The 20,838-nt window shown below is 54.7% G+C and carries 22 protein-coding genes and 1 pseudogene; 14 read left to right on the top strand and 9 right to left on the bottom strand.

Annotated elements, in window-relative coordinates:
* Window positions 1-25: 25 nt before the first annotated feature.
* Complete coding sequence (gene polA / locus HUE57_RS02620) at window positions 26-2,743, top strand: DNA polymerase I (protein ID WP_078483806.1); 2,718 nt, start codon at window positions 26-28, stop codon at window positions 2,741-2,743.
* A gap of 272 nt (window positions 2,744-3,015) precedes the next feature.
* Here the strand turns inward: polA and HUE57_RS02615 are convergent, their stop codons facing one another.
* On the bottom strand, window positions 3,016-3,249 hold the full coding sequence (locus tag HUE57_RS02615) for a hypothetical protein (protein WP_174672675.1): 234 nt from the start codon (window positions 3,247-3,249) through the stop codon (window positions 3,016-3,018).
* A 49-nt stretch (window positions 3,250-3,298) separates the two neighbouring features.
* On the bottom strand, window positions 3,299-3,919 hold the full coding sequence (gene yihA / locus HUE57_RS02610) for a ribosome biogenesis GTP-binding protein YihA/YsxC (protein ID WP_078483805.1): 621 nt from the start codon (window positions 3,917-3,919) through the stop codon (window positions 3,299-3,301).
* Window positions 3,920-4,094: 175 nt separating this feature from the next.
* Between yihA and HUE57_RS02605 the strand changes: the two genes are divergently transcribed.
* From HUE57_RS02605 to HUE57_RS02595, 3 genes and pseudogenes are all read left to right on the top strand, one after another.
* The gene (locus HUE57_RS02605; RefSeq protein WP_078483804.1) at window positions 4,095-4,703 is read left to right on the top strand and encodes a c-type cytochrome; all 609 of its coding nucleotides are present in this window, start codon (window positions 4,095-4,097) and stop codon (window positions 4,701-4,703) included.
* Between the two features lie 237 nt (window positions 4,704-4,940).
* Complete coding sequence (locus HUE57_RS02600; RefSeq protein WP_236860671.1) at window positions 4,941-5,573, top strand: thiol:disulfide interchange protein DsbA/DsbL; 633 nt, start codon at window positions 4,941-4,943, stop codon at window positions 5,571-5,573.
* Between the two features lie 40 nt (window positions 5,574-5,613).
* Window positions 5,614-6,952 (top strand): annotated as a pseudogene (locus HUE57_RS02595) (acetolactate synthase large subunit); the annotation flags it as partial.
* A gap of 121 nt (window positions 6,953-7,073) precedes the next feature.
* Here the strand turns inward: HUE57_RS02595 and HUE57_RS02590 are convergent.
* Window positions 7,074-7,226, bottom strand: coding sequence for a hypothetical protein (locus tag HUE57_RS02590; protein ID WP_174672674.1), 153 nt, complete (start codon window positions 7,224-7,226; stop codon window positions 7,074-7,076).
* 18 nt (window positions 7,227-7,244) lie between these two features.
* Between HUE57_RS02590 and HUE57_RS02585 the strand changes: the two genes are divergently transcribed.
* The 9 genes from HUE57_RS02585 to HUE57_RS02545 all read left to right on the top strand — a co-directional run bounded on the left by HUE57_RS02585 (window position 7,245) and on the right by HUE57_RS02545 (window position 14,565).
* Entirely contained in the window at window positions 7,245-7,526 is a 282-nt protein-coding gene (locus HUE57_RS02585; RefSeq protein ID WP_174672673.1) for a thiamine pyrophosphate-dependent enzyme, read from the top strand.
* A gap of 8 nt (window positions 7,527-7,534) precedes the next feature.
* Window positions 7,535-8,347, top strand: coding sequence for an endonuclease/exonuclease/phosphatase family protein (locus HUE57_RS02580; RefSeq protein WP_078483803.1), 813 nt, complete (start codon window positions 7,535-7,537; stop codon window positions 8,345-8,347).
* 25 nt (window positions 8,348-8,372) lie between these two features.
* Window positions 8,373-10,370: a GGDEF domain-containing protein gene (locus HUE57_RS02575; RefSeq protein WP_078483802.1), complete on the top strand. Its 1,998-nt coding sequence runs from the start codon at window positions 8,373-8,375 to the stop codon at window positions 10,368-10,370.
* Window positions 10,371-10,414: 44 nt separating this feature from the next.
* On the top strand, window positions 10,415-10,996 hold the full coding sequence (locus HUE57_RS02570; RefSeq protein WP_135622220.1) for an ankyrin repeat domain-containing protein: 582 nt from the start codon (window positions 10,415-10,417) through the stop codon (window positions 10,994-10,996).
* A 173-nt stretch (window positions 10,997-11,169) separates the two neighbouring features.
* Window positions 11,170-11,748: a DUF2148 domain-containing protein gene (locus tag HUE57_RS02565; RefSeq protein WP_078483800.1), complete on the top strand. Its 579-nt coding sequence runs from the start codon at window positions 11,170-11,172 to the stop codon at window positions 11,746-11,748.
* A gap of 303 nt (window positions 11,749-12,051) precedes the next feature.
* Entirely contained in the window at window positions 12,052-12,696 is a 645-nt protein-coding gene (locus HUE57_RS02560; protein WP_320416264.1) for a class I SAM-dependent methyltransferase, read from the top strand.
* An 89-nt stretch (window positions 12,697-12,785) separates the two neighbouring features.
* Window positions 12,786-13,406 (top strand): LysE family translocator, encoded by a 621-nt coding sequence (locus tag HUE57_RS02555; RefSeq protein WP_078483798.1) that lies wholly within the window; start codon window positions 12,786-12,788, stop codon window positions 13,404-13,406.
* A 29-nt stretch (window positions 13,407-13,435) separates the two neighbouring features.
* Window positions 13,436-13,918 (top strand): hypothetical protein, encoded by a 483-nt coding sequence (locus tag HUE57_RS02550; RefSeq protein ID WP_174672672.1) that lies wholly within the window; start codon window positions 13,436-13,438, stop codon window positions 13,916-13,918.
* Between the two features lie 32 nt (window positions 13,919-13,950).
* A complete protein-coding gene (locus HUE57_RS02545; protein WP_078483797.1) occupies window positions 13,951-14,565 on the top strand; it encodes a Rieske (2Fe-2S) protein in 615 nt (204 codons plus the stop codon).
* On the opposite strand, the gene HUE57_RS02540 is transcribed toward HUE57_RS02545, so the two are convergent.
* The 6 genes from HUE57_RS02540 to prlC all read right to left on the bottom strand — a co-directional run bounded on the left by HUE57_RS02540 (window position 14,566) and on the right by prlC (window position 19,750).
* On the bottom strand, window positions 14,566-15,075 hold the full coding sequence (locus HUE57_RS02540) for a hypothetical protein (RefSeq protein WP_078483796.1): 510 nt from the start codon (window positions 15,073-15,075) through the stop codon (window positions 14,566-14,568).
* Between the two features lie 766 nt (window positions 15,076-15,841).
* Window positions 15,842-16,048 (bottom strand): hypothetical protein, encoded by a 207-nt coding sequence (locus HUE57_RS02535; protein WP_174672671.1) that lies wholly within the window; start codon window positions 16,046-16,048, stop codon window positions 15,842-15,844.
* Window positions 15,946-16,461, bottom strand: coding sequence for a glycosyltransferase family 2 protein (locus HUE57_RS02530; protein WP_174672670.1), 516 nt, complete (start codon window positions 16,459-16,461; stop codon window positions 15,946-15,948). Before HUE57_RS02530 ends, HUE57_RS02535 begins: the two co-directional genes overlap by 103 nt.
* On the bottom strand, window positions 16,401-16,751 hold the full coding sequence (locus HUE57_RS02525) for a hypothetical protein (RefSeq protein ID WP_174672669.1): 351 nt from the start codon (window positions 16,749-16,751) through the stop codon (window positions 16,401-16,403). Before HUE57_RS02525 ends, HUE57_RS02530 begins: the two co-directional genes overlap by 61 nt.
* Before the next feature lie 38 nt (window positions 16,752-16,789).
* Window positions 16,790-17,557, bottom strand: coding sequence for an exodeoxyribonuclease III (gene xth, locus HUE57_RS02520; RefSeq protein ID WP_078482875.1), 768 nt, complete (start codon window positions 17,555-17,557; stop codon window positions 16,790-16,792).
* Window positions 17,558-17,710: 153 nt separating this feature from the next.
* Window positions 17,711-19,750 carry an oligopeptidase A gene (gene prlC / locus HUE57_RS02515; RefSeq protein WP_078482876.1) on the bottom strand — a complete coding sequence of 680 codons (2,040 nt, stop codon included), beginning with the start codon at window positions 19,748-19,750 and terminating at the stop codon, window positions 17,711-17,713.
* A gap of 66 nt (window positions 19,751-19,816) precedes the next feature.
* Between prlC and HUE57_RS02510 the strand changes: the two genes are divergently transcribed.
* On the top strand, window positions 19,817-20,836 hold the full coding sequence (locus tag HUE57_RS02510; RefSeq protein ID WP_236725638.1) for a serine/threonine protein kinase: 1,020 nt from the start codon (window positions 19,817-19,819) through the stop codon (window positions 20,834-20,836).
* Window positions 20,837-20,838 lie beyond the last annotated feature (2 nt).

The following is a 20,838-nucleotide window of genomic DNA, read 5'->3' as shown; positions in this document are numbered from 1 at the left end:
GAAAGTTATCGGTATACTCCACACCATGCAAAAAAATGATCAAAACCCCCTCGTACTGGTGGATGGCTCCTCCTATCTATTCCGCGCCTTCCACGCCATGCCACCACTGACCAACTCCCACGGCGAGCCGACCGGTGCCGTCTACGGGGTGCTCAACATGTTGCGCAGTCTGCTCAAGGCCTACCCGACCGACCGTGTCGCGGTGATCTTCGATGCCAAGGGCAAGACCTTCCGTAACGAGATGTACGCCGAGTACAAGGCACACCGCCCACCGATGCCCGATGAGCTGCGCGGCCAGATTGAGCCGCTGCACCGCACCATCGAGGCGATGGGACTGCCGATGCTGGTGATCGAGGGGGTCGAGGCGGATGATGTGATCGGCACCCTGGCCAGGCAGGCCGATGCGCTCGATATGCCGGTGGTGATCTCAACCGGTGACAAGGATCTCGCGCAGCTGGTCAATGAGCGGGTAATGCTGATCAACACCATGAACAACTCGGTGCTTGATGTGGAAGGGGTGGTGGAGAAGTTCGGCGTGCAGCCGGGTCAGATCATCGACTACCTCACGCTGGTCGGCGATAGCGCCGACAACATTCCCGGTGTGCCGAAGGTGGGGCCAAAAACGGCGGTGAAGTGGCTCACTGCCTATGGATCACTCGATGAGATCATCAGTAAGGCCGATGAGATCAAGGGCAAGATCGGTGAGAACCTGCGTAACAGTCTCGAGCAGCTGCCACTCGCGCGCGATCTGGTCACCCTCAAGTGTGACGTTGAGCTGGAGCAGGGGCCGCAGGATCTGCAGCCGCAGGAGCCCGATAATGAGGCACTGAAAACCCTCTACGGTCGACTTGAGTTCAAGAGCTGGCTCGCCGAGCTGCTGGGGGAGGGTGAGTCTGCCGCTGCCGCGGTGGCGGAGGAGGCCGCTCCACCACAGGTTGAGGCGGAGTACGAGACGGTACTCGATCAGGCCCATCTCGATCGCTGGATCGCTGAACTGGAAACGGCCGAGGTCTTCGCCTTCGATACTGAGACCACCAGCCTCGACTATATGGAGGCAGAGGTGGTCGGGCTCTCATTTGCGGTTGAGGCGGGCAGGGCGGCCTACGTACCGCTCAGCCACGACTATCCTGGCGCCCCCGATCAGCTCGATCGCAAAGACGTGCTCGAACAGCTGCGTCCACTGCTGGAGGACCCGCAGCGTGCCAAGGTGGGGCAGAACCTTAAATATGATCGTAGCGTGCTCGCCAACCACGGTATCACCCTCAACGGTATCGTCTTCGACACCATGCTCGAGTCCTATGTGCTCGACTCCACCGCCACCCGCCACGATATGGACTCCCTGGCGCTCAAGTATCTGAATAGAAAGACGATTCACTTCGAAGACATTGCCGGCAAGGGTGCCAAGCAGCTCACCTTCAACCAGATCGCACTGGAGGAGGCGGCCCCCTACGCCGCCGAGGATGCCGATATCACCCTGCAACTGCACCAGACCCTCTGGCCACGGCTAGAGAGGGAGGAGGGGTTGAAGCAGCTGTTCGAGACGGTAGAGATGCCGCTGGTGCCGCTGCTCTCCGATATCGAGCGTACCGGCGTGCTGGTCGATCGTAAGATGTTGCAACAGCAGAGCGGCGAGCTGGCGATTCGCATGGCTGAGATCGTTGAGCAGGCCCATGCGGAGGCGGGTGGAGAGTTCAACCTCTCCTCACCAAAGCAGGTCCAGGAGATCCTCTTCGGACAGCTCGGCCTGCCGGTACTGAAAAAGACCCCCAAGGGGGCACCCTCAACGGCAGAGGAGGTGTTGCAGGAGCTTGCCTACGATTATGCGCTGCCGAAGCTGATTCTCGAGTACCGCAGCCTCTCCAAGCTCAAATCGACCTACACCGATAAGCTACCTAAGCAGATCAGCGAGCGCAGCGGACGGGTTCACACCTCCTACCATCAGGCGGTGGCAGCGACCGGGCGACTCTCATCCTCCGATCCCAATCTGCAGAACATCCCGGTACGCACCGAGGAGGGGCGACGCATCCGTAAGGCGTTTATCGCGCCTGAGGGGCAGATTATCGTCGCAGCTGACTACTCGCAGATCGAGCTGCGCATCATGGCGCACCTCTCACAGGATGAGGGGCTGTTGAAGGCCTTTGCCAGTGGTGAAGATGTGCACCGCGCCACCGCCGCTGAGGTCTTCGGCGTGGCGCCTGAGGATGTCACCAGCGATGCACGTCGCAGCGCCAAGGCGATCAACTTCGGTCTGATCTACGGCATGTCTGCCTTTGGCCTGGCCAAGCAGCTCGGTATCGATCGTGGCTCGGCACAGGGTTATATCGACCGCTACTTCGAACGTTATCCCGGTGTGCACAACTACATGGAGGAGACACGGGAGCAGGCGCACGAACAGGGCTATGTCGAGACGATCTTCGGTCGCCGCCTCTACCTCCCTGACATCAATGCGCGTAACGGCCAGCGCCGTCAGTACGCCGAGCGTACCGCCATCAACGCCCCGATGCAGGGCAGTGCGGCCGACATCATCAAGCGGGCGATGATCGACGTGCAGGCGTGGCTCGCCGAGCAGGGTGGGGCGCGCATCGTCATGCAGGTCCACGATGAGCTGGTCTTCGAGGTGGAGGAGGGTGCTGTTGAGCGTGTCAGCGAGGGTGTGCGTAGCGAAATGATGGGGGCAGCGGAACTCGCCGTTCCGCTAGTGGTCGATATTGGTATCGGTAGTAACTGGGAAGAGGCGCATTAGGCGACGAATGTTAAACAGTGTCACAACCTGACAATTCACCTTGTTGGCTGCCAATTAGCAACTAGACTTGATTCTCAAGTTGTGAGCGAGAACGGTGCCAACGGGCTGGCACCATATTGAATCCCCCGATGGGGGGCATCCCTGTACCCGGCCCTGAGCGGTCGGGATATTGATACCCGGTTCATATCCCCCCCCCCCTTGAACCGGGTTTTTTTTGTCTGAAATTTGTCCTGTGCCTGCGCTGACCGCCATGGAGAGCGAAGTGAGGGCGGTTAGTCCCCGATAGTCGACGCCGCGCCTATTCGTAGCTTGAGAGCGCGAGCGAACGACGGAGAAGATGCAGCAGCGGCTTTATGTCGGCGTAGAGTCACTGAGGGAGCTGTGTAGAGGCCGCGAAGAGTGTGATTACGCAACGAACGCAGGAACTGTCGGGGCGCCGCGGCATAAACGTCGCGTGAAGTTTTGCGTTTGCTTAGAGGCTTGGATGCCCGAACAAACTTTCGCAAAAATAGCGACTCCCGCCTCAACTACTGTGGCTCTTCCAATCGAGCCAGATTATTCGTCCTCCTCAATCAGCGAGTCCGAAAGCAGCCATTCAGAGAGATGTGCACGGGCCTGGTCGACACCGGTCTTTTTCGTTGCCGAGAAGAGCTGGATCGAGATATCGGCATCGACCGTCTCCAGATCGCGCGTCACCTTGAGCAGTGTATTCTGCGCCGCACCCCTTTTGAGCTTGTCCGTTTTGGTCAGCAGGATGTGCAGCGGCAGGTTGGTCTCGGCACAAAAATCGATCATCTGCTGGTCAAAATCGGTCAGTGGGTGGCGGATATCCATCATTAACACTACGCCGCGTAGGCATTTACGCTGTCCCAGATAGTCGCCCATCAGCTTCTGCCACTTCTTCTTCATCTTCTCCGGCACCTTGGCATAGCCGTAGCCGGGCAGGTCGACCAGACGGTGTTCCGAGTCGATATCAAAATAGTTGATCGCCTGGGTTCTACCGGGTGTTTTGCTCACCCGTGCAAGGCTCTTCTGGTTGGTTATCGCATTGAGTGCACTCGATTTACCAGCGTTAGAGCGTCCGGCAAATGCGATCTCGGCACCGCTGTCCTCGGGACAGCCGCTGAGTTCGACAGCGCTAATAGTGTAGTGAGCGGGTTGGAAATTGATGGCCATTTTTCTCTTCGTTTTGCACTCGATAAAGGAGGGCGATTATAGCTGAAAGTGGAGTTTAGAATTTGACCAAATGCTTATCACTGCGTCAAGGTCTTCTGATTTTGTGCTTGTGCACCTTTGCGGAGCGAATATGGTGAGCCAAACCCACGCCCACGGGGCGACAGGAGCTAGTTAGATGAAGAAGTTTATTGCGATGAGCGCCGCGCTCGTAATGTTGGGAACCGCAGGTCACGCAGCCGCCGATGCCGCCGCAGGAAAGACCAAAGCAGCCGCCTGTGCCGCCTGTCACAGCGCCGATGGTAACAGTGCCATCAATCCTGAGTGGCCGAAACTCGCGGGTCAGCACGCCAGCTACATCGCTAAGCAGCTTGCTGACTTCAAGGCAGGCACTACACGTAATAACGTACTGATGACCAGCCAGGTTGCTGCGCTCTCCGAGAAGGATATGCAGGACATCGGTGACTACTTCGCTACCCAGACCACCTCAATTGGCTCTGCCGATCAGGAGAAACTCGCGCTGGGCGAGAAGCTCTACCGCAGTGGTAACAGCGACACAGGTGTACCCGCCTGCATGGCGTGCCACGGCCCTAGCGGTGCCGGTAACGCAGCGGCCAAGTTCCCTTCACTAAGCGGTCAGCACAGTGTATATGCTGCTAACCAGCTGAAGGCATTCCGCAGCGGTGCTCGCAGTAACGATATGAACAACATGATGAGCGATGTTGCAGCCAAGATGAGCGATGCTGAGATCGACGCAGTCGCGGCCTACATGTCCGGTCTGCACTAAGCGAGCAGCAAGCTTGTGAAAAAGGGGTGGCCTCGGCCACCCCTTTTTTGTGTCTGAAAGGATGAATCCCTGCACAAAATGCCTATTCAAGGCGGGCATGCTGTGGCTAGCTGTTGCCCCACCCGATGGGGCACGATAGGGTTAGCGCCATTACCTGATCTGCGCTGGGGAACGGAATGCGTAAAGCGCGTTCTAAACACTCCGTTGCAACAATAAACGATGAAAAGAACTGGAGAGATGATGAAAAAGTTGAATTGGTTGTGGTTGAGCCTGCTGGTGCTCCCCTTTGCGCTCCACGCTGAGACCCCTATTGAAGAGGGTGTTCACTATTTTGAGCTGATCCAGCAGCAGCCGACCACCGCCCCCGACAAGGTCGAGGTGGTTGAACTGTTCTGGTACGGCTGTCCACACTGTGACAAGTTCGAGCCGTTTGTTAAGGATTGGGAAGCGAAGAAGTCTGACGATGTCGCCTTTGTCCGTGTCCCTGCCACCTTCCGTCCGATCTGGGAGTTCCACGCCCGTGTCTACTACGCCGCTGAACTGCTCGGTGTCGTCGACAAGATCCATGAGCCGATGTTCCACGCGATTCACCGTGACAATCAGCGTCTCGATTCACCCGCCGCCGTTGAAGCTATATTTACCGAGCATGGTGGCGTGAGCAGTGAGCAGTTCCGTAAGGCATTCAACTCCTTCTCAGCGGTCACCAAGTCGCGTCAGGCGAAACTGATGGTGCAGCGCTACGAGATTACGGGTGTTCCCGCCATCATCGTTAACGGCAAATATCGCGTCGCTGGGGTTGGCGGCTTCGATCAGATGCTGAAGACGGTTGATTACCTGGTCGCAATGGAGCGTGCAGTCGTCAAGCAGTAACTGAGCTGCCCGTTCACACTTACCAACGGGGGTGTGGTTGATGAAGGCAGCGGAGCTGATGGTGAAGTGCCTGGAGAACGAGGGTGTTGAGTACATCTTCGGTATTCCGGGCGAAGAGAACCTCGATGTCATGGATGCGCTGCTCGATTCGAAGATCGAGTTCGTCACCACCCGACACGAACAGGGCGCGGCCTTCATGGCCGATCTCTGGGGACGACTCAGTGGCAGTGCCGGTGTCTGTCTCGCCACCCTCGGTCCGGGGGCGACCAATCTGGTCACCGGCGTCGCTGATGCTAATATGGACCACGCCCCGCTGGTAGCAATCGCCGGTCAGGCGGGTACCACGCGGCTGCACAAGGAGTCGCATCAGGTGCTCGACCTGAAGGGCATGTTCGACCCGATCACCAAGTACGCCTCAACCCTGCTAAGCCCCAACATCACCACCCGAGGTGGTGCGCAAGGCGTTCAAGGTGTCGCAGTCGGAGAAGACCGGCGCCTGCTTTATCGAATTCCCCGAGAATATCGCCGAGATGGAGGTGGAGGACGAGCCACTGCTGGTGCGTCAGCCCCATCCCCCTGAGCCACCACTGGAGCGGGTCGAGGCGGCGGCGCAGATGATCAGCGACGCGCGTAATCCGTTGATCCTGGCGGGTAACGGTGTGATTCGCGCCAAGGCGTGGCAGCAGCTGGCGGACTTTGCCGAGAAGCTCAATATCCCGGTCGCCAATACCTTCATGGCCAAGGGTGTGATCCCCTTTAAACATCCGATGGCGCTTGGCAGCGCGGGTCTGCAGGCGAATGACTACATCAGCTGTGGTTTTGACAGCGCCGACCTGATTATCTGCATCGGCTACGATCTGGTCGAGTATCACCCCTACCTCTGGCACCCCACCCGTGATCGCAACATCCTGCATATCGATATGAACGCCGCTGAGGTCGATGGTTGGTACGGCGTTGAAGTGGGTGTGGTGGGTGATCTCAAACACAGCCTGAACCGCATCGCTGAGTTGACCACGCCCCATCAGGGCCACCACATGCGGCCACTGCGTGAGGCGCTAGCGCGCGAGATGGCGGAGAAGAGCGAAGATCTGAGTTTCCCGGTCAAGCCGCAGAAGATTATCTGGGATCTGCGTACCGCGATGGCGCTGGAGGATATCGCCATCTGCGATGTCGGCGCACACAAGATGTGGATGGCACGCATGTTCCGCTGCGAAGAGCCCAACACCTGCATCATCTCCAACGGCTTTGCCAGCATGGGCATTGCAGTACCGGGGGCGATCGCGGCCAAGCTGCGCTACCCGGAGCGCAATATCGTGGCGGTGACCGGCGATGCCGGATTTATGATGAACTCGCAGGAGATTGAGACGGCGATCAGACTCAAACAGCGATCGCTGACCGCCATGGAGAGCGAAGTGAGGGCGGTTAGTCCCGATAGTCGACGCCGTCTGCCTATTCGTAGTTGAGAGCGCGAGCGAACGACGGAGAAGATGCGCAGCGGCTTTATGTCGGCGTAGAGTCACTGAGGGAGTTGTGTAGAGCCGCGAAGAGGTGATTACGCAACGTACGCAGGACGGTCGGGCGCCGAAGGCATAAACGGTCGCGTGAAGTTTTGCTGTTTGCTTGGGCTTGGATGCCCAAAACAAACTTTCGCAAAAATAGCGACTCCCCGGTGTGATTCTGGTCTGGAACGACAGCAGCTACGGGCTGATCGGCTGGAAGCAGATGAACGCCTTCGGTCGCACTTCCAATGTTGATTTCACCAATCCCGATTTTGTGAAATACGCCGAGGCGTTTGGTGCCAAAGGGTATAGAATTGAACGTATCGATGAGCTGCTGCCGACACTCAGGGCGGCGTTCGAGAGCGGTGAGGTCTGTATCATCGACTGCCCGGTCGACTATCGGGAGAACCTGAAGCTTACCGAGCAGCTCGGTGAGATGGTCTGTCCAATCTAGGGGGATTGATGAACAGTGGCAGTGTCGCTGTAGCGCAGCAGCCAGTCGAACGGATCGGACACGATCGCCCGTTACGTCTGCTCAGCTATAACATCCAGGCGGGTATCACTACCCGCAACTACCACAACTACATCACCCATAGCTGGAAACACCTGCTGCCCCACTCGGAGCGGATGGATAACCTGGCGCGTGTTGCCCAGCTGGCCAGCGAGTTCGATATTGCTGGCCTGCAGGAGGTCGATTCTGGCAGTCTGCGCAGCGGATTTATCAACCAGACCGAGTACATCGCCCACCGTGGCCACATTCCCCACTGGTACGACAAGACCAACCGTAATCTCGGCAAGCTGGCGCAACACAGCATTGGCATGCTGAGCCAGATCAAACCAACCCATGTTAGTGAACATAAGCTGCCCGGAGTGATACCGGGTCGGGGTGTGTTGAAGGTCGAGTTCGGCGGTAAGGATGATCCGCTGGTAGTGATTATCATCCACCTTGCGCTCGGTAAACGCGCACGAATGCGTCAACTCGATTTCATCAGCGAGCTAGTCTCGAGCTATCGCCATGTGATCCTGATGGGTGATCTGAACTGTGTCTCCGAGAGTGAAGAGATTCGCATGCTGAGCAGCAAGACCGACCTGCATGAACCGGTGCACGGCCTGCACACCTTCCCTAGCTGGCGACCGGAGAAGAATATCGACCATATTCTGGTATCGCCGACGCTCAAGGTATGTAAAATCGGGGTATTGAAATACCCCTTCTCGGACCACCTGCCGATCGCGATGGAGCTGCGTCTGCCGAAGGGGCTCTACATCGACGAATGAACAACACTAGAAGGTAGAGTGGGTAATGGCAGAAGACGCATCAGGCGGTAACTGGCAGTACAAGTACTACGCACTGTTGGAGCAGCTGGAGCAAAACGACAAGCAGGCAGTGCATGTAGAGAATCTGCTGCGCCGCTCACTCAGTCGCATCTCACTCGCCGCCGATGGCCTCGACGAGAGCCTCGACGAGAGCCTCGACGATCAACTCAAGGCGCTGCGAAAGTCGATCCGCGACGGCGTAGACCACGACACCCTCACCACCATAATCGATGCCATTTCAGCCACACTGACGCGCCTTGATACACAGCGCGAAAAAGAGGCCGCCGCCAAACCCGCCGACCTGCTGATCGAACTCTTCGATGTCATCGAGTGGCCATCCGGTGTGGCCCGCAAGCTCAAAACCCTTCGTCACGATATGGAGCGTCTCAATGATGAGACGGGTCTGCCGCCGATCATTCGCGAATTTGCCGGGCTGCTGCTGGAGGCGGGGGAGAAGATCGCTGAGGAGAAGCACGAAGCGGGCGAGGAGGGTGAGAGCGAAGAAAAGGGCGGTCTGTTTGGCCGACTCTTCGGTCGCGACAAAAAGAGCGAAGAGGAGAGCGTTGAAGAAGAGGTGGATGATTCGCTGCCGGAGCCACCCGCTCTGGATGAGGTGCCAACCCCCAATGAAGCGCCACCGACACCAGAAACTGAGGCCGCGCCATCCCAACCCTCCACACCACAGGCTGAACCTGTTGAGGCCGCGCGTGGCGTATTAACACGCATTATCAGCGGCGTGCAGCTCGATGATGGCGATGAGGTTGCTCAGGGACTGCAGCAGCGTGCCCAACAGGCGACCGAAATGGAGTTACAGCGTCTTACCGATGAGTTGCTGGCACTTCTTAATCGATCACCAGCAGTGGTTGTCGCCAGTGAAGCCGTAACCACAGAGGGCGAGGTGGTTAGCGAAACGGTTGCAGAAGAGGAGCCACTCGAGAGTGCACCACACGCCGCCGAGGTGCTGTTGCAGCTGATGGAGCGCCTGGCGCTGCCCGAGGAGCTGGCTGAGCGTGCCGAACTGGTAAAAGACCAGATTCTAAGCGCCAGTGATATGGCCGAGTGGAAGGCGGTGCTGGAGGCGATAGCCGACCTGATCTCAGAGCTGCGTGCAAAGATCCAACGTGAGCGCCACGACCTCGAAAAATTCCTCGAACAGATTACCGCCCGACTTGATGAACTCGATGAGCACCTGCAGGGAAGCAGTGAGGTTCGCGAGGCCTCTATGAAGAGCGCCGGCGAGATGCGTAGCCAGGTGCAGGCACAGGTTGCAGGCATCTCAAACAGTGTTGAGGAAGCGAGTGATATCGATGTGCTGAAGCAGGATGTGCAGGAGCGCATCGATACCATCCTGCGCCATGTCGACCGCCATCACGACGATGAGGTGTCACGCAACGAACAGCTCGAAGAACAGGTGAAGACGATGCAGGCAAGCCTGCAGGATCTCGAACAGGAGAGCGGTGAACTGCGTACACGCATGGAGCAGGAGCGTAGCCAGGCGATCACCGATGCACTCACTGGTATTAATAATCGCATGGCCTTCGATGAGCGCATCGAGCAGGAGTTCTCACGCTGGAAACGTTTCAAAGAACCGCTCTCACTCACTGTGGTCGATGTCGACTTCTTTAAAAAGGTAAATGATACCTACGGACACAAGGCGGGCGACAAGGTACTGATGACCATCGCCGGACTGCTCGGCAAGAATATTCGCGAAACAGATTTTCTCGCTCGCTACGGCGGTGAGAAGTTTGTCGTCATTATGCCAGGCGCCGATGCCGAGGCCGCCTTCGAGGTTGCCGACAAATTACGCATGGCAATTGAAAAGTGTGGATTCCACTACCAGGACAAACACGTCACCATCACCATATCCTGCGGAATTAGCCAATTCCACTCCGGTGATGATCCCGAAAAGGTGTTTGAGCGAGCCGACGCCGCACTCTATAAAGCGAAGGAGAATGGGCGTAATCGTTGTGAGATAGGCAAGTAATATTAAGGGCAATGTGGATAGGGCGAAATACCACGCTCGAAATTATGATTCGTAAATTAATTATAATAATTATTTTCGCATCATTGATACCTACAGTGATCCAAACATGGCGATTCGTTAATAATACATACGGTTTGGCTGTTCTAGCAATTCAAAGGGATGATCAAACTACTCTGTATCCATATACAAAAGAGAGCTATTTTATTACCCCAGCATGGGCGATGTGGTTAATTGAAAATACGGATTTTCACTATTATGGAGATTGTTCAGATCTATTAGATAAGGTGTGTGGTGAATCTCTTGTGGCTTATGTTGGAGGGATGTCTGATTTTGATGTGGATCAGGATGCCGCATATAAGTTAATTGATCATTTTATTAAGAGAGGAGAGCCAGTGAACGTTCTCTCGAATCATGGGTTGGCACCGCTGCATGAGTCAATTCTCTACAAAAACAATAAGTACTTGGAGATTTTGTTGGAAAATGGAGCTGACCTAACGGTTAGAACGAATAATATTGAAAGGGAGTGGCACGATAAGAGTTCGACTGAATTGCTAGAGTGGTTGGAATCAAATCAACCAGGTGAGTACTCCGAAGCTATTAAAATTATAAGCTACTACCGTGACTGATTTAATGTGGGTTTGGTGAGATTTGGATGTTTTGGGTTAGTGTAATAATGTTTTAGAAGGCCTAGATATTATTGATCGGTGTAACAATGGATTGATTGGTGGATGAAAAAGTCAAAGATGTTTCTCCAATAGTTTTTGATCAGTTTTATTTATACATTAATGAGTAAATAAATATGGAGCAAACAATAGAAACCGTGATCAATTTGATGGCGGCCTCAGCTATTGCCGCGCCCAAGGCCGGAGGTAAGGATTGCCTGAATATTGTGGCGATAACCGGTGGCGATGATCTGAAGCGTATTGCCGATGAGATGCGACAATATGCTCACAACAGTTCCAAGGAGAACTATTGGCATCGTGATGCGACCAATACCGAAGGCGCTCAGGGGCTGCTACTCATTGGTTTAAATGGTGCGGTGACGGCGGGTTACGATTGTGGCGGTTGTGGTTATCGAACCTGTGTCGAATTTGAAAAAGAGCGCGAGTTAAAAGATTTTGAGATGGGCTATTCGGGACCACACTGCATTATGCGAATGATGGATATCGGTGTGGCGCTTTCATCGGCGGCCAAGGCCGCCAGCATGTTGAATATCGATAACCGAGTGCAGCAGAGAGTAGGCGCGGCTGTCCGTGCATTGGGCTACATCGAGTGTGAAGTGGCGATGGGTATTCCAATCAGCATCAGTGGTAAAAGCATCTTCTATGATCGGAAAACACCCAGCAAAGCGAGTTTGGCAGAGAAGGCGGATAAATAGCGCTAGATCAGATTAGATAATCAAACTCACCTTTGGTTTGAAGTCATCATTTGGTTATTACAAGCGATGGTGTTTTACGGATAACCGGGATGAGTATTTATTGTGCGTTTAATCCATTATCCATCGTTCATTAACTTCTATTGATGGCGCCCTGATGCTGTCGTGTGATAGATGAAATCTCTGGATAGAGAGCGAGGCGGGTGCTGTGTCTGAAGCAGAGTGGATTGAGACTGGGATCAGGCTGCCACTATCTTTTGAACGAGTGGTTTGGGTGTTATGAGTCGGTACGCTGATGAGGAAATAGTGGATTCATGGCGAGCAAACGCTGGGCCGTGGTGTGAGGCTGTTCGTGAGGGAAGGATCGAAAGTCGTGAGTTGATCACCAATAGCGCAATTATTGATGCGGTTTTAGAGCGATCGCCTAATTGTGCGCTGGACGCGGGCTGTGGTGAAGGATGGCTTGTCAGAGCGCTGGAACAGCAGGGCGTGACAGCGTTGGGTATCGATGCGATCCCCGAGTTGGTTGAGCTGGCATCTGCAGAGGGTGTTGGAAAATTCAGAGTGCTCAGTTACGAAGATCTCTCAGCAGATGACTTTGAACAGCGTTTCGATGCGGTGGTCTGTAACTTTTCACTGATCGGTAAAGAGTCTGTGTCGCGGCTGTTTGCAGAAGTGTCTGCGCTGTTGACCGAAGGTGGGGCATTGATTGTGCAGACGCTACATCCGATCGTTGTCTGTGGTGACAGGGAGTATGTCGATGGTTGGCGCGATGGTTCATGGGAGGGCATAGGGGGTGATTTTTCGGCGCCCGCTCCCTGGTACTTCAGGACCGTTGAGTCATGGGAGAGCTTGTATCTGAGTAACGGATACAGTGCTTGTGAAATTGTCGAGCCATTTAGCACGCAGAATAAGCGTCCGGCTTCACTGATAATGATTGGCGAGAAGTAACAATATGTTGTGCAAAGTGTTGTGTGTGCTAAAGGCTTTGAGTTAAGTGGCAAGGGCCAGCTAAATGACTTATCAACCTAGTGAATCAAATGATTAGTACCTACCTGATTTTGGCGTCTGTAACCTTTGTCGCAATGATGAGTCCAGGTCCTGACATGATGATAGTTGTGAAGCATAGCGGTGCACGAACCCGCTGGCCTGCGTTGCTCTGTATTGTGGGAATATGCTGTGGAGTATCAGTCCATGTTGCATTTTCGATCTTGGGGATTGCAGCAGTGATTGCAGCGAACGCTACGCTCTTCTCTGCACTGAAGTTGGCTGGTGCCGCGTACCTTGTCTATATAGGAGTGAAATCACTCCTATCTGGCGGCGGCTTTCAGTTCGATGCGACCGAGGCAAATGGTGATAAAAACCGTGCAACTCCCTTTCGTGATGGTCTGCTCTGTAACGTTCTCAATCCGAAGGTGACGATATTCATCATGGCGATATTTTCGCAGCTCATCGAGCTGGCAACGCCCACGTTTGATAAGGCACTCTATGGTGCCTTTCTCACGCTTGAGGTCTTCGTTGTCTGGAATCTGTTTGTATCATTTGTCCGTACGCGGCTGGTGCCAGGTGTGATCCAAAAATTCCAGGTCACGATCGATCGCGTTGTTGGCGTGTTGTTGATCGGTTTTGGTGGTGCATTGGCGTTAGAGAGAGCCAGATAAAAGATAGTTGGTAGATTAGATAGGAGGTAATGATGGGCTCTATTAATATAAGACCGTTTAAGCTGTTCATGCTTCTTGCTACATCACTGCTTCTTGTCTCATGTGCGGCAGGAGATGTCCGGTTCTCACAAGATACACCTGCCGGTTTTTGGTATGGCCTCTGGCACGGCGTTATCTCATTCATCACACTGGTAATTCATCTTTTCAACGAGAGTGTCAGCGTCTATGAAATTAACAACTCAGGTGGGTGGTACGACTTCGGCTTTCTGCTTGGCGTGATCTCTATATGGGGTGGCGGTTGCCACGTCAGCTGCAAGACGGCCGCGACAAAACGGCGCGAGAAGGAGTGGGAAGAGATTGGCGATAAGGTCGAGGCGAAGGTGATGCGCAAATTAAAGAGGTGGTCAGAAGATGAAGATGGCACTGAAGCCAGTGCTGGGTGGGATGAGATTGGTGAGAAGGTTGAGAAGAAATTAAAACGAAAGATTCGTGAGTGGGCCGAGAAGGATTAGCTTGTTACTGGTTACGGTAGATATTACAAAGCATGAGTAACAATATTTCTCAAAAGAGTGTTGAACGTAGAAAGCAGCTCTCGGGCCTGGTTTCATTAATGTTTCTAATCGCGATCGCTGTGGTTCTCTATGTCTTTATCTCAAGTCTCGGTGGCTCTGATAAGGGGGGTACCGATAATCAGTGGCTGGAGATCGACACCCGCTACTTTGCCGTAGGCACAACGGTGTCTGCAGCATGGCAAGGTAAACAGCTTTATATCTCTCGACGATCAGCAGAGCAGTTGGCATTGCTACGAGCGTTGTCTGCAGTGCCGGGTCTCTATGAGCAGAATCTTTTAGAGCGTGACGCTGATGACCATTCAGGTGATTTACCGGATGAGTTTATAGTCCTGACTGCGAATCGTACCGGCTGTCTTGTAAAGCGTAGAGCAGAGGCGCCTGACTACCTATCACCCGAACACTGGTTAGGTGGTTTTTATAGTCCCTGTGAAGATGCCTACTTCAACCTATCCGGTAGGCGATATGCGAAGCCGGTAAGAGTGGGTGAGCAGATAACAGAATTAAGTGGCCTCACGGTGGTGCCGCACACACTAACGAGCGATTTAACGTTGATGGTTGGCAGTGCTGAACCTCGGCAGCCCAAGTAGTTAAGTCTTATTGAGGAAGCCAACTGCACGACGATAGGGTTCAGGTAACGCCTGGTTAAACGCCTCTAACTTCTCGTAGAGCTGCTTAGGTGGCGTTCCCTTCGCCTTTTCACCTTCATAGAATTCAATGCGTTTTTCACGCACCTTGCCGATCAGCTCCTGATACTGTTCGCGGTAGGTTATGTTGCTGGTGGGCGTTCCATCGAGAAAGCGTGCACTTCGACCTGGTTTGAGCGAGTCGGGCTCAATGGCAAGTAGGTCAGTGCCGTAGGCCGTACTGCGCGCCATACGTGCCGCAAATTCTGGATCGTTATCGATACGACTACGCAGCGCGACTTTGTGGTCAGTCACCGGTTGCGGTGTTGAACGATAGGCGGCCTGTGCGGCGTGACTGATCGTGACGGTGTCTTCACCTCTACGTTGCACCTGATGCGGTCCTGGCTCGTTACGACCCACGCGTGGCGTCACCGCTGCACGCATCGGGTTGTAACTGTTGATCGAGATTGCCATTCACACTTTCCACTCACAGATTGATCCGGTGAGATAGATGGCAAGTACGGGGCCAAGAGTTGGATTATGGTCTGCGGATTGTTACTGCCCTGTTATGTAAGAGAATAATTGAATCTATGTTTGAACAAGCAGCGCAAGGCTGCAAAAAGCGGCAAGGGATTGCCGGATGTTGACTGCAGGTTATTGCCGCATAGGGTGACAATAGGTTTAAGGTTCTATTTGATCTGATAGTTGTTGATGAAAAGTGTCTTAAATGAATGCGTCTTGTCTTACGTGTTAATCACTCATCTGTTTTCTGAATTTCCATATCTTGCGTGATAGGAATCGACGTGGTCGTGGTAGCGTATCCAGGTGGAATTTCAGAGCGTCCACTTGTGACTGCTCCTTGTTTATTGTGAACTCAACCAGAGTCTTGCCAATAAAGTGGGTCTCTTGGGCACGAATTACGGTGTGCATGACCGATTGATAGATCAGCGTTCTCACGCTTGTACTCAGCGACCCACCCTGAATGTCTGTCATTTCCTGTTTTATTCGAAGATAGTTTCGATTGATGAACATGCTTACATATTTACTTAGCGGGTAGTTGGCGCTGCGGTAATCATCACCGTGAGTGATTGAATTTAACCAATGATTAGGAAAGAGAGTGGGAGACACCGATCTCTTCCAGTCGCTGATAGAGATCTCGGTCTTCACATCCCCAGCCTTCGCTGACCGCCATGGAGAGCGAAGTGAGGGCGGTTAGTCCCCGATAGTCGACGCCGTCTGCCTATTCGTAGTTGAGAGCGCGAGCGAACGACGGAGAAGATGCAGCAGCGGCTTTATGTCGGCGTAGAGTCACTGAGGGAGTTGTGTAGAGCCGCGAAGAGGTGATTACGCAACGTACGCAGGACGGTCGGGGCGCCGCAGGCATAAACGGTCGCGTGAAGTTTTTGCTGTTTGCTTGGGCTTGGATGCCCAAAACAAACTTTCGCAAAAATAGCGACTCCCCGGAAAAGTTTCGTCGAATCCGCCGACCTTCTCGAAATGGGCGCGCTGCACGAGGAAGGAGCCGTACTTGTCATAACCACCTGCTGATGTATCGGCACGATAGACCGTATCAGGCATCAGCTCGATGTTTGTCATTTGTAGAAAATCTGCAGGCAGAAGAATGTCGGCATCAAGAAAGAGAAGCCACTCTGTATCGCTGTGCCCTGCACCTAGATTTCGTGCAGTTGCGGCACTGAAATGCATCTGGTCTGGTACATCGACAACGGTTACCTCGGGATGGTGTGCCCTCACCCAGTCGCCACTATTGTTTGGGCAGGAGTAGTCGACCACGATACAGTTCACGTTTGGCTGGGCGAGTGCCAGTGGCAGTGACTGCTGTAGATGGGACAGGCGTCCCATGCAGGTAGTGACAATATCGATTCTGGGTGGTGTGAGTCCGCTGACCGCCATGGAGGCGAGTGAGGGCGGTTGTCCCCGATAGTCGACGTCTGCATATTCGTAGTTGAGGCGTGAGCGAACGACGGAGAAGATGCAGCAAGGCTATGTCGGCGTAGAGTCACTGAGGGAGTTGTGTAGAGCCGCGAAGAGGTGATTCGCACGTACGCAGGACGGTCGGGGCCGTAGGCATAAACGGTCGCGTTAAGTATTTGCCGCTTGCTTGGGCTTGGATGCCCAAACATGCTTCGCAAAAATAGCGACCCCCGACATCTCTTTTATACCGTTGAGCTTAGGGCTCAAAGCTGGCCATGACAGGTGCGTGGTCCGAGGGGCGTTCCCAGCCACGTGGCTCCTTATCAATCTCAGATGCTGTGCACTTTTTAGCAAGTGATGAAGAGGCGAGGATCAGATCGATGCGCAAACCTCGGTTACGACGAAAACCGTTCATCCGGTAGTCCCACCAGCTAAAGCTATTCTCCTCCTGCTTGAAGAGACGGAAGGTGTCGGTAAAGCCAAGATCTAGTATCCGCTTTAGTGCATCACGCTCGGGCGTGCTGCAGAGAATGCGTTCATGCCACGCCTTGGGATCGTTCACATCGGCATCGGCTGGTGCAATATTAAAATCCCCCAGCACCACATAGTCGGAATGGTCGGTCAGTTCATTTTTAATATGGATGGATACTTTCTCGAGCCAGTTGAGTTTGTAGTCAAACTTATCTGACCCAACCTCGGAGCCATTCACTACATAGAGATCGAGAATACGCACCCCATTGATGGTTGCACCAAGGATGCGCCGCTGCGGGTCGTCGAGATCGGCCACATCGGTTATTACATCTTCGATGGCATGTTTGCTGATGATCGCCACGCCGTTATAGGTCTTCTGTCCGGAGAAGGCGGCCTGATAACCCGCCGCCTCCAGCTTATCACGCGGAAACTTCTCGTCGACACATTTGGTCTCCTGCAGCACCAACACATCGGGCTGGGCGCTCTCCAGCCAAGTCAGGACATGAGATAGGCGGACATTGATGGAGTTGACGTTCCAGGTGGCGATTTTCATTTGTTGCTCGAGTAATCCGATGTAATTCAGGGGTAAGCTGAATCGATTATAAACGTATAGTCAGGAAGTGATGTCGCGAGAAATAGTTTTAAACGCTGCGACCATCATTCAGTACTTCGGCGCAGCATCATCCCCCACGATGTGGGGATTCGATTAGGCAGCCAGGCCACTGTGACGCAGCAGTGCGTCGATGGTCGGTTCACGGCCACGGAACTCAACAAACAGCTCCATCGGCTCGCGTGAACCGCCCTGCTCGAGAATGGCGCTTAGAAAGCGTAGCCCGGTCTCGCGATCGAAGATGTGACTCTCCTCGAAGGCGCTGAAGGCATCGGCTGAGAGTACCTCGGCCCACTTGTAGCTGTAATAACCTGCGGCGTAACCACCGGAGAAAATGTGTGAGAAGCTGTGTGGGAATCGGTTGAAGGAGGGGGGCTCGATTACGGACACCTCTTCGCGCACCTCATTGAGCAGTTCGTAGATACGACCGCCACGCTCCGGGTCGAACTCCATGTGCATGCGGAAATCGAACAGGGAGAATTCGAGCTGACGCACCATCTGCATTGCTGACTGGAAGTTGCGTGCGGCGATCATCTTTTCGTAGAGATCGTCGGGTAATGCTTCGCCGCTCTCGACGTGGCCGGAGATCTCGTTGAGTGCATCGCGCTCCCAGCACCAGTTCTCCATGAACTGACTCGGCAGCTCGACCACGTCCCACGGTACGCCGCTGATGCCCGAGACGCTTGGGTGGTCGATGCGGGTCAGCATATGGTGCAGACCGTGGCCGAACTCGTGGAACAGGGTCTGCACCTCGTCGTGGGTGAAAAGCGCCGGTTTGTCACCGATCGGGGCGGTGAAGTTGCAGGTAAGGTAGGCAACTGGAGTCTGCAGGCCGTCTGCGGTGAGGTGCCGACTGATGCACTCATCCATCCAGGCACCACCGCGTTTATTAGTGCGCGCATAGAGATCGAGGTAGAACTGGCCACGCAGCTCACCCTGTTCGCTACGGATATCGAAAAAACGTACATCCTTGTGCCAGGTTTCTATATCGTGCTGCTCCTCGACACTGAGGCCGTAGAGGCGTTCGATAACAAAGAACATGCCCTTCAAGACCCGATCCTCCGGGAAGTAAGGCTTGAGCTCCTCCTGGCTGACGGCGTATTTATGCTGGCGCAGCTTCTCCGAGTAGTAGGGGATGTCCCACGCCTCAAGCCCCTCCATGCCGTGCTGGTTGCGTGCGAAGATGCGCACCTCATCGAGGTCGTGGCGTGCCATCGGCAGTGAACGTTCGGCGAGGTCGTTGAGAAACTGCAGAACCTGTTCCGGATTGGTCGCCATCTTGGTGGCGAGCGAACGCTCGGCGTAGTTGGCAAAACCGAGTAGTTGCGCTGCTTCGTGGCGCAGTGCCAGGATCTGTTCCATCAGCTCGCTGTTATCCCACTGACCGGCATGTGGTCCCTCGTCGGAGGCGCGGGTGACGTAGGCGGTGTAGAGCTCACGGCGCAGATCGCGGTTGTCGGCGTAGGTGATGATTGGGAAGTAGGAGGGGAACTGTAGATTAAAGAGCCAGCCTTCGAACGCCTCGGCCTCGGCATTCTGTTTTGCCATCTGGACCGCGCTCTCGGGCAGACCAGCGAGTTCACTCTCATCACTTACTTCACGTTTCCAGGCGTTGGTCGCATCGAGCAGGTTTTCGCTGAACTTATTGGTCAGCCTGGAGAGCTCCTGCATGATCTCCTTGTAGCGCTGCTGCTGTGCCTCGGGCAGATCGATACCGGAGAGGCGGAAATCACGCAGGGCGTTATCGACGATCTTCTGCTGTGGACCACTCAGCTGCGGGTACTCCTCACCATCGGCGACCTGCTGGAACGCCTCGAAGAGGTCGCGGTTCTGCCCCATCTCGGTGGCATAGTCGCTCAGTTTGGTGAGACAGGCGTTGTAGGCGTTGCGCAGTGCATCGGAGTTGACCACCGAGTTCATGTGGCTGACCGGTGACCAGGCGCGGTTGAGACGATCCTCCAGATACTCGAGTGGTTCGACCAGATTCTCCCAGCTGCAGTGTTCGGTGGTGGCGAGCAGTGCTGTGACCCGGTCGCGATTCTCCTTCAACAGCGCATCGATGGCCGATTCAACGTGCTCCGGTTGGATGGCTGAGAAGGGGGGTAGACCGGTCATCTCGAGTAGCGGGTTGGACATGCTCTATCCTCAATAAAGTACAGCGGGTTGTGGTTAAATGGCGCTCTAAATCTAGCAGAGTGCACAGTGGCCAACAAAGAATCCCAAACAGTGAGTGAGGAGATTACAACACACCCTTACGATGCGCTGACCCCCGAGGTGGTACTCGATGCGGTTGATAGCTTCGGCGTGGTGGCGAGCGGTTCGCTGCTGGCGCTTAATAGCTATGAAAATCGCGTCTATCAGGTGGGGCTCGATGAGGGTGAACCGTTGATCGCAAAGTTCTACCGGCCGGGACGCTGGAGCAGCGAGGCGATCCTTGAGGAGCACGCCTTCAGTCACGCCCTGCAGGAGCACGAAATTCCGGTGGTGGCGCCGCTCAAGGGAGAGAATGGTGAGTCTCTCTTTGAGCATGCTGGTTTCCGGTTTGCACTCTTTCCTCGCCGTGGTGGCCATGCCCCGGAGCTGAGCGATTTCGATCATCTTGAGTGGTTGGGGCGCTTCATGGCGCGCATTCATGCGGTGGGTGCCAGTGGTGAATTCGAACATCGACCCACGCTGGGTGTCGCCTTTTACGGCAGACCCGCATTGGATTACCTGCTAGAGAACGACTTTCTTCCGAGCTATTTGGCGTCTGAGTATCAGTCGCTGGCTGAGCAGATGCTGCAACGAGTCGATGCGGCCTTTGCCGAACTTCCCAATTTGCAGATGCTGCGTATCCACGGTGATGGCCACGTCGGCAACGTGCTGTGGCGTGAGGGGCCGCACTTTGTCGATCTCGATGACTGTATGACTGGGCCTGCGATTCAGGATCTCTGGATGCTACTCTCGGGCGAGCGCCACGAGATGGTAATGCAGCTTGATGCACTATTGATGGGATATGAGGAGTTCTTCGAGTTCGATCTGCGTGAACTGACGCTGATCGAGCCACTGCGTGCCTTGCGCATGATCTACTATGCGGGCTGGCTGGCGCGCCGTTGGTCTGATCCCGCCTTCCCGATGGCCTTTCCCTGGTTCAATAGCGAACGTTACTGGGAGGAGCAGCTGGTGGCGCTGCGCGAACAGTTACTGCGCCTGGACGCACCGCCATTAACACTCGGAGCGTAGCT

The organism is Candidatus Reidiella endopervernicosa (assembly GCF_013343005.1).
Classification (GTDB): domain Bacteria; phylum Pseudomonadota; class Gammaproteobacteria.
The sequence above is the reverse complement of the archived record's forward strand: the minus strand, read 5'-3'. Positions and strand labels throughout refer to the sequence as shown.

Excerpts from the sequence above, each read along its gene's own strand:
- prlC (WP_078482876.1), bottom strand. The coding sequence starts at position 19,750 with ATGTCCAACCCGCTACTCGAGATGACCGGTCTACCCCCCTTCTCAGCC.
- HUE57_RS02540 (WP_078483796.1), bottom strand. The coding sequence starts at position 15,075 with ATGGCAATCTCGATCAACAGTTACAACCCGATGCGTGCAGCGGTGACG.
- HUE57_RS02605 (WP_078483804.1), top strand. The coding sequence starts at position 4,095 with ATGAAGAAGTTTATTGCGATGAGCGCCGCGCTCGTAATGTTGGGAACC.
- xth (WP_078482875.1), bottom strand. The coding sequence starts at position 17,557 with ATGAAAATCGCCACCTGGAACGTCAACTCCATCAATGTCCGCCTATCT.
- yihA (WP_078483805.1), bottom strand. The coding sequence starts at position 3,919 with ATGGCCATCAATTTCCAACCCGCTCACTACACTATTAGCGCTGTCGAA.
- HUE57_RS02570 (WP_135622220.1), top strand. The coding sequence starts at position 10,415 with ATGATTCGTAAATTAATTATAATAATTATTTTCGCATCATTGATACCT.
- HUE57_RS02580 (WP_078483803.1), top strand. The coding sequence starts at position 7,535 with ATGAACAGTGGCAGTGTCGCTGTAGCGCAGCAGCCAGTCGAACGGATC.
- polA (WP_078483806.1), top strand. The coding sequence starts at position 26 with ATGCAAAAAAATGATCAAAACCCCCTCGTACTGGTGGATGGCTCCTCC.
- HUE57_RS02550 (WP_174672672.1), top strand. The coding sequence starts at position 13,436 with ATGATGGGCTCTATTAATATAAGACCGTTTAAGCTGTTCATGCTTCTT.
- HUE57_RS02600 (WP_236860671.1), top strand. The coding sequence starts at position 4,941 with ATGATGAAAAAGTTGAATTGGTTGTGGTTGAGCCTGCTGGTGCTCCCC.
- HUE57_RS02575 (WP_078483802.1), top strand. The coding sequence starts at position 8,373 with ATGGCAGAAGACGCATCAGGCGGTAACTGGCAGTACAAGTACTACGCA.
- HUE57_RS02545 (WP_078483797.1), top strand. The coding sequence starts at position 13,951 with ATGAGTAACAATATTTCTCAAAAGAGTGTTGAACGTAGAAAGCAGCTC.
- HUE57_RS02530 (WP_174672670.1), bottom strand. The coding sequence starts at position 16,461 with ATGGGACGCCTGTCCCATCTACAGCAGTCACTGCCACTGGCACTCGCC.
- HUE57_RS02565 (WP_078483800.1), top strand. The coding sequence starts at position 11,170 with ATGGAGCAAACAATAGAAACCGTGATCAATTTGATGGCGGCCTCAGCT.
- HUE57_RS02555 (WP_078483798.1), top strand. The coding sequence starts at position 12,786 with ATGATTAGTACCTACCTGATTTTGGCGTCTGTAACCTTTGTCGCAATG.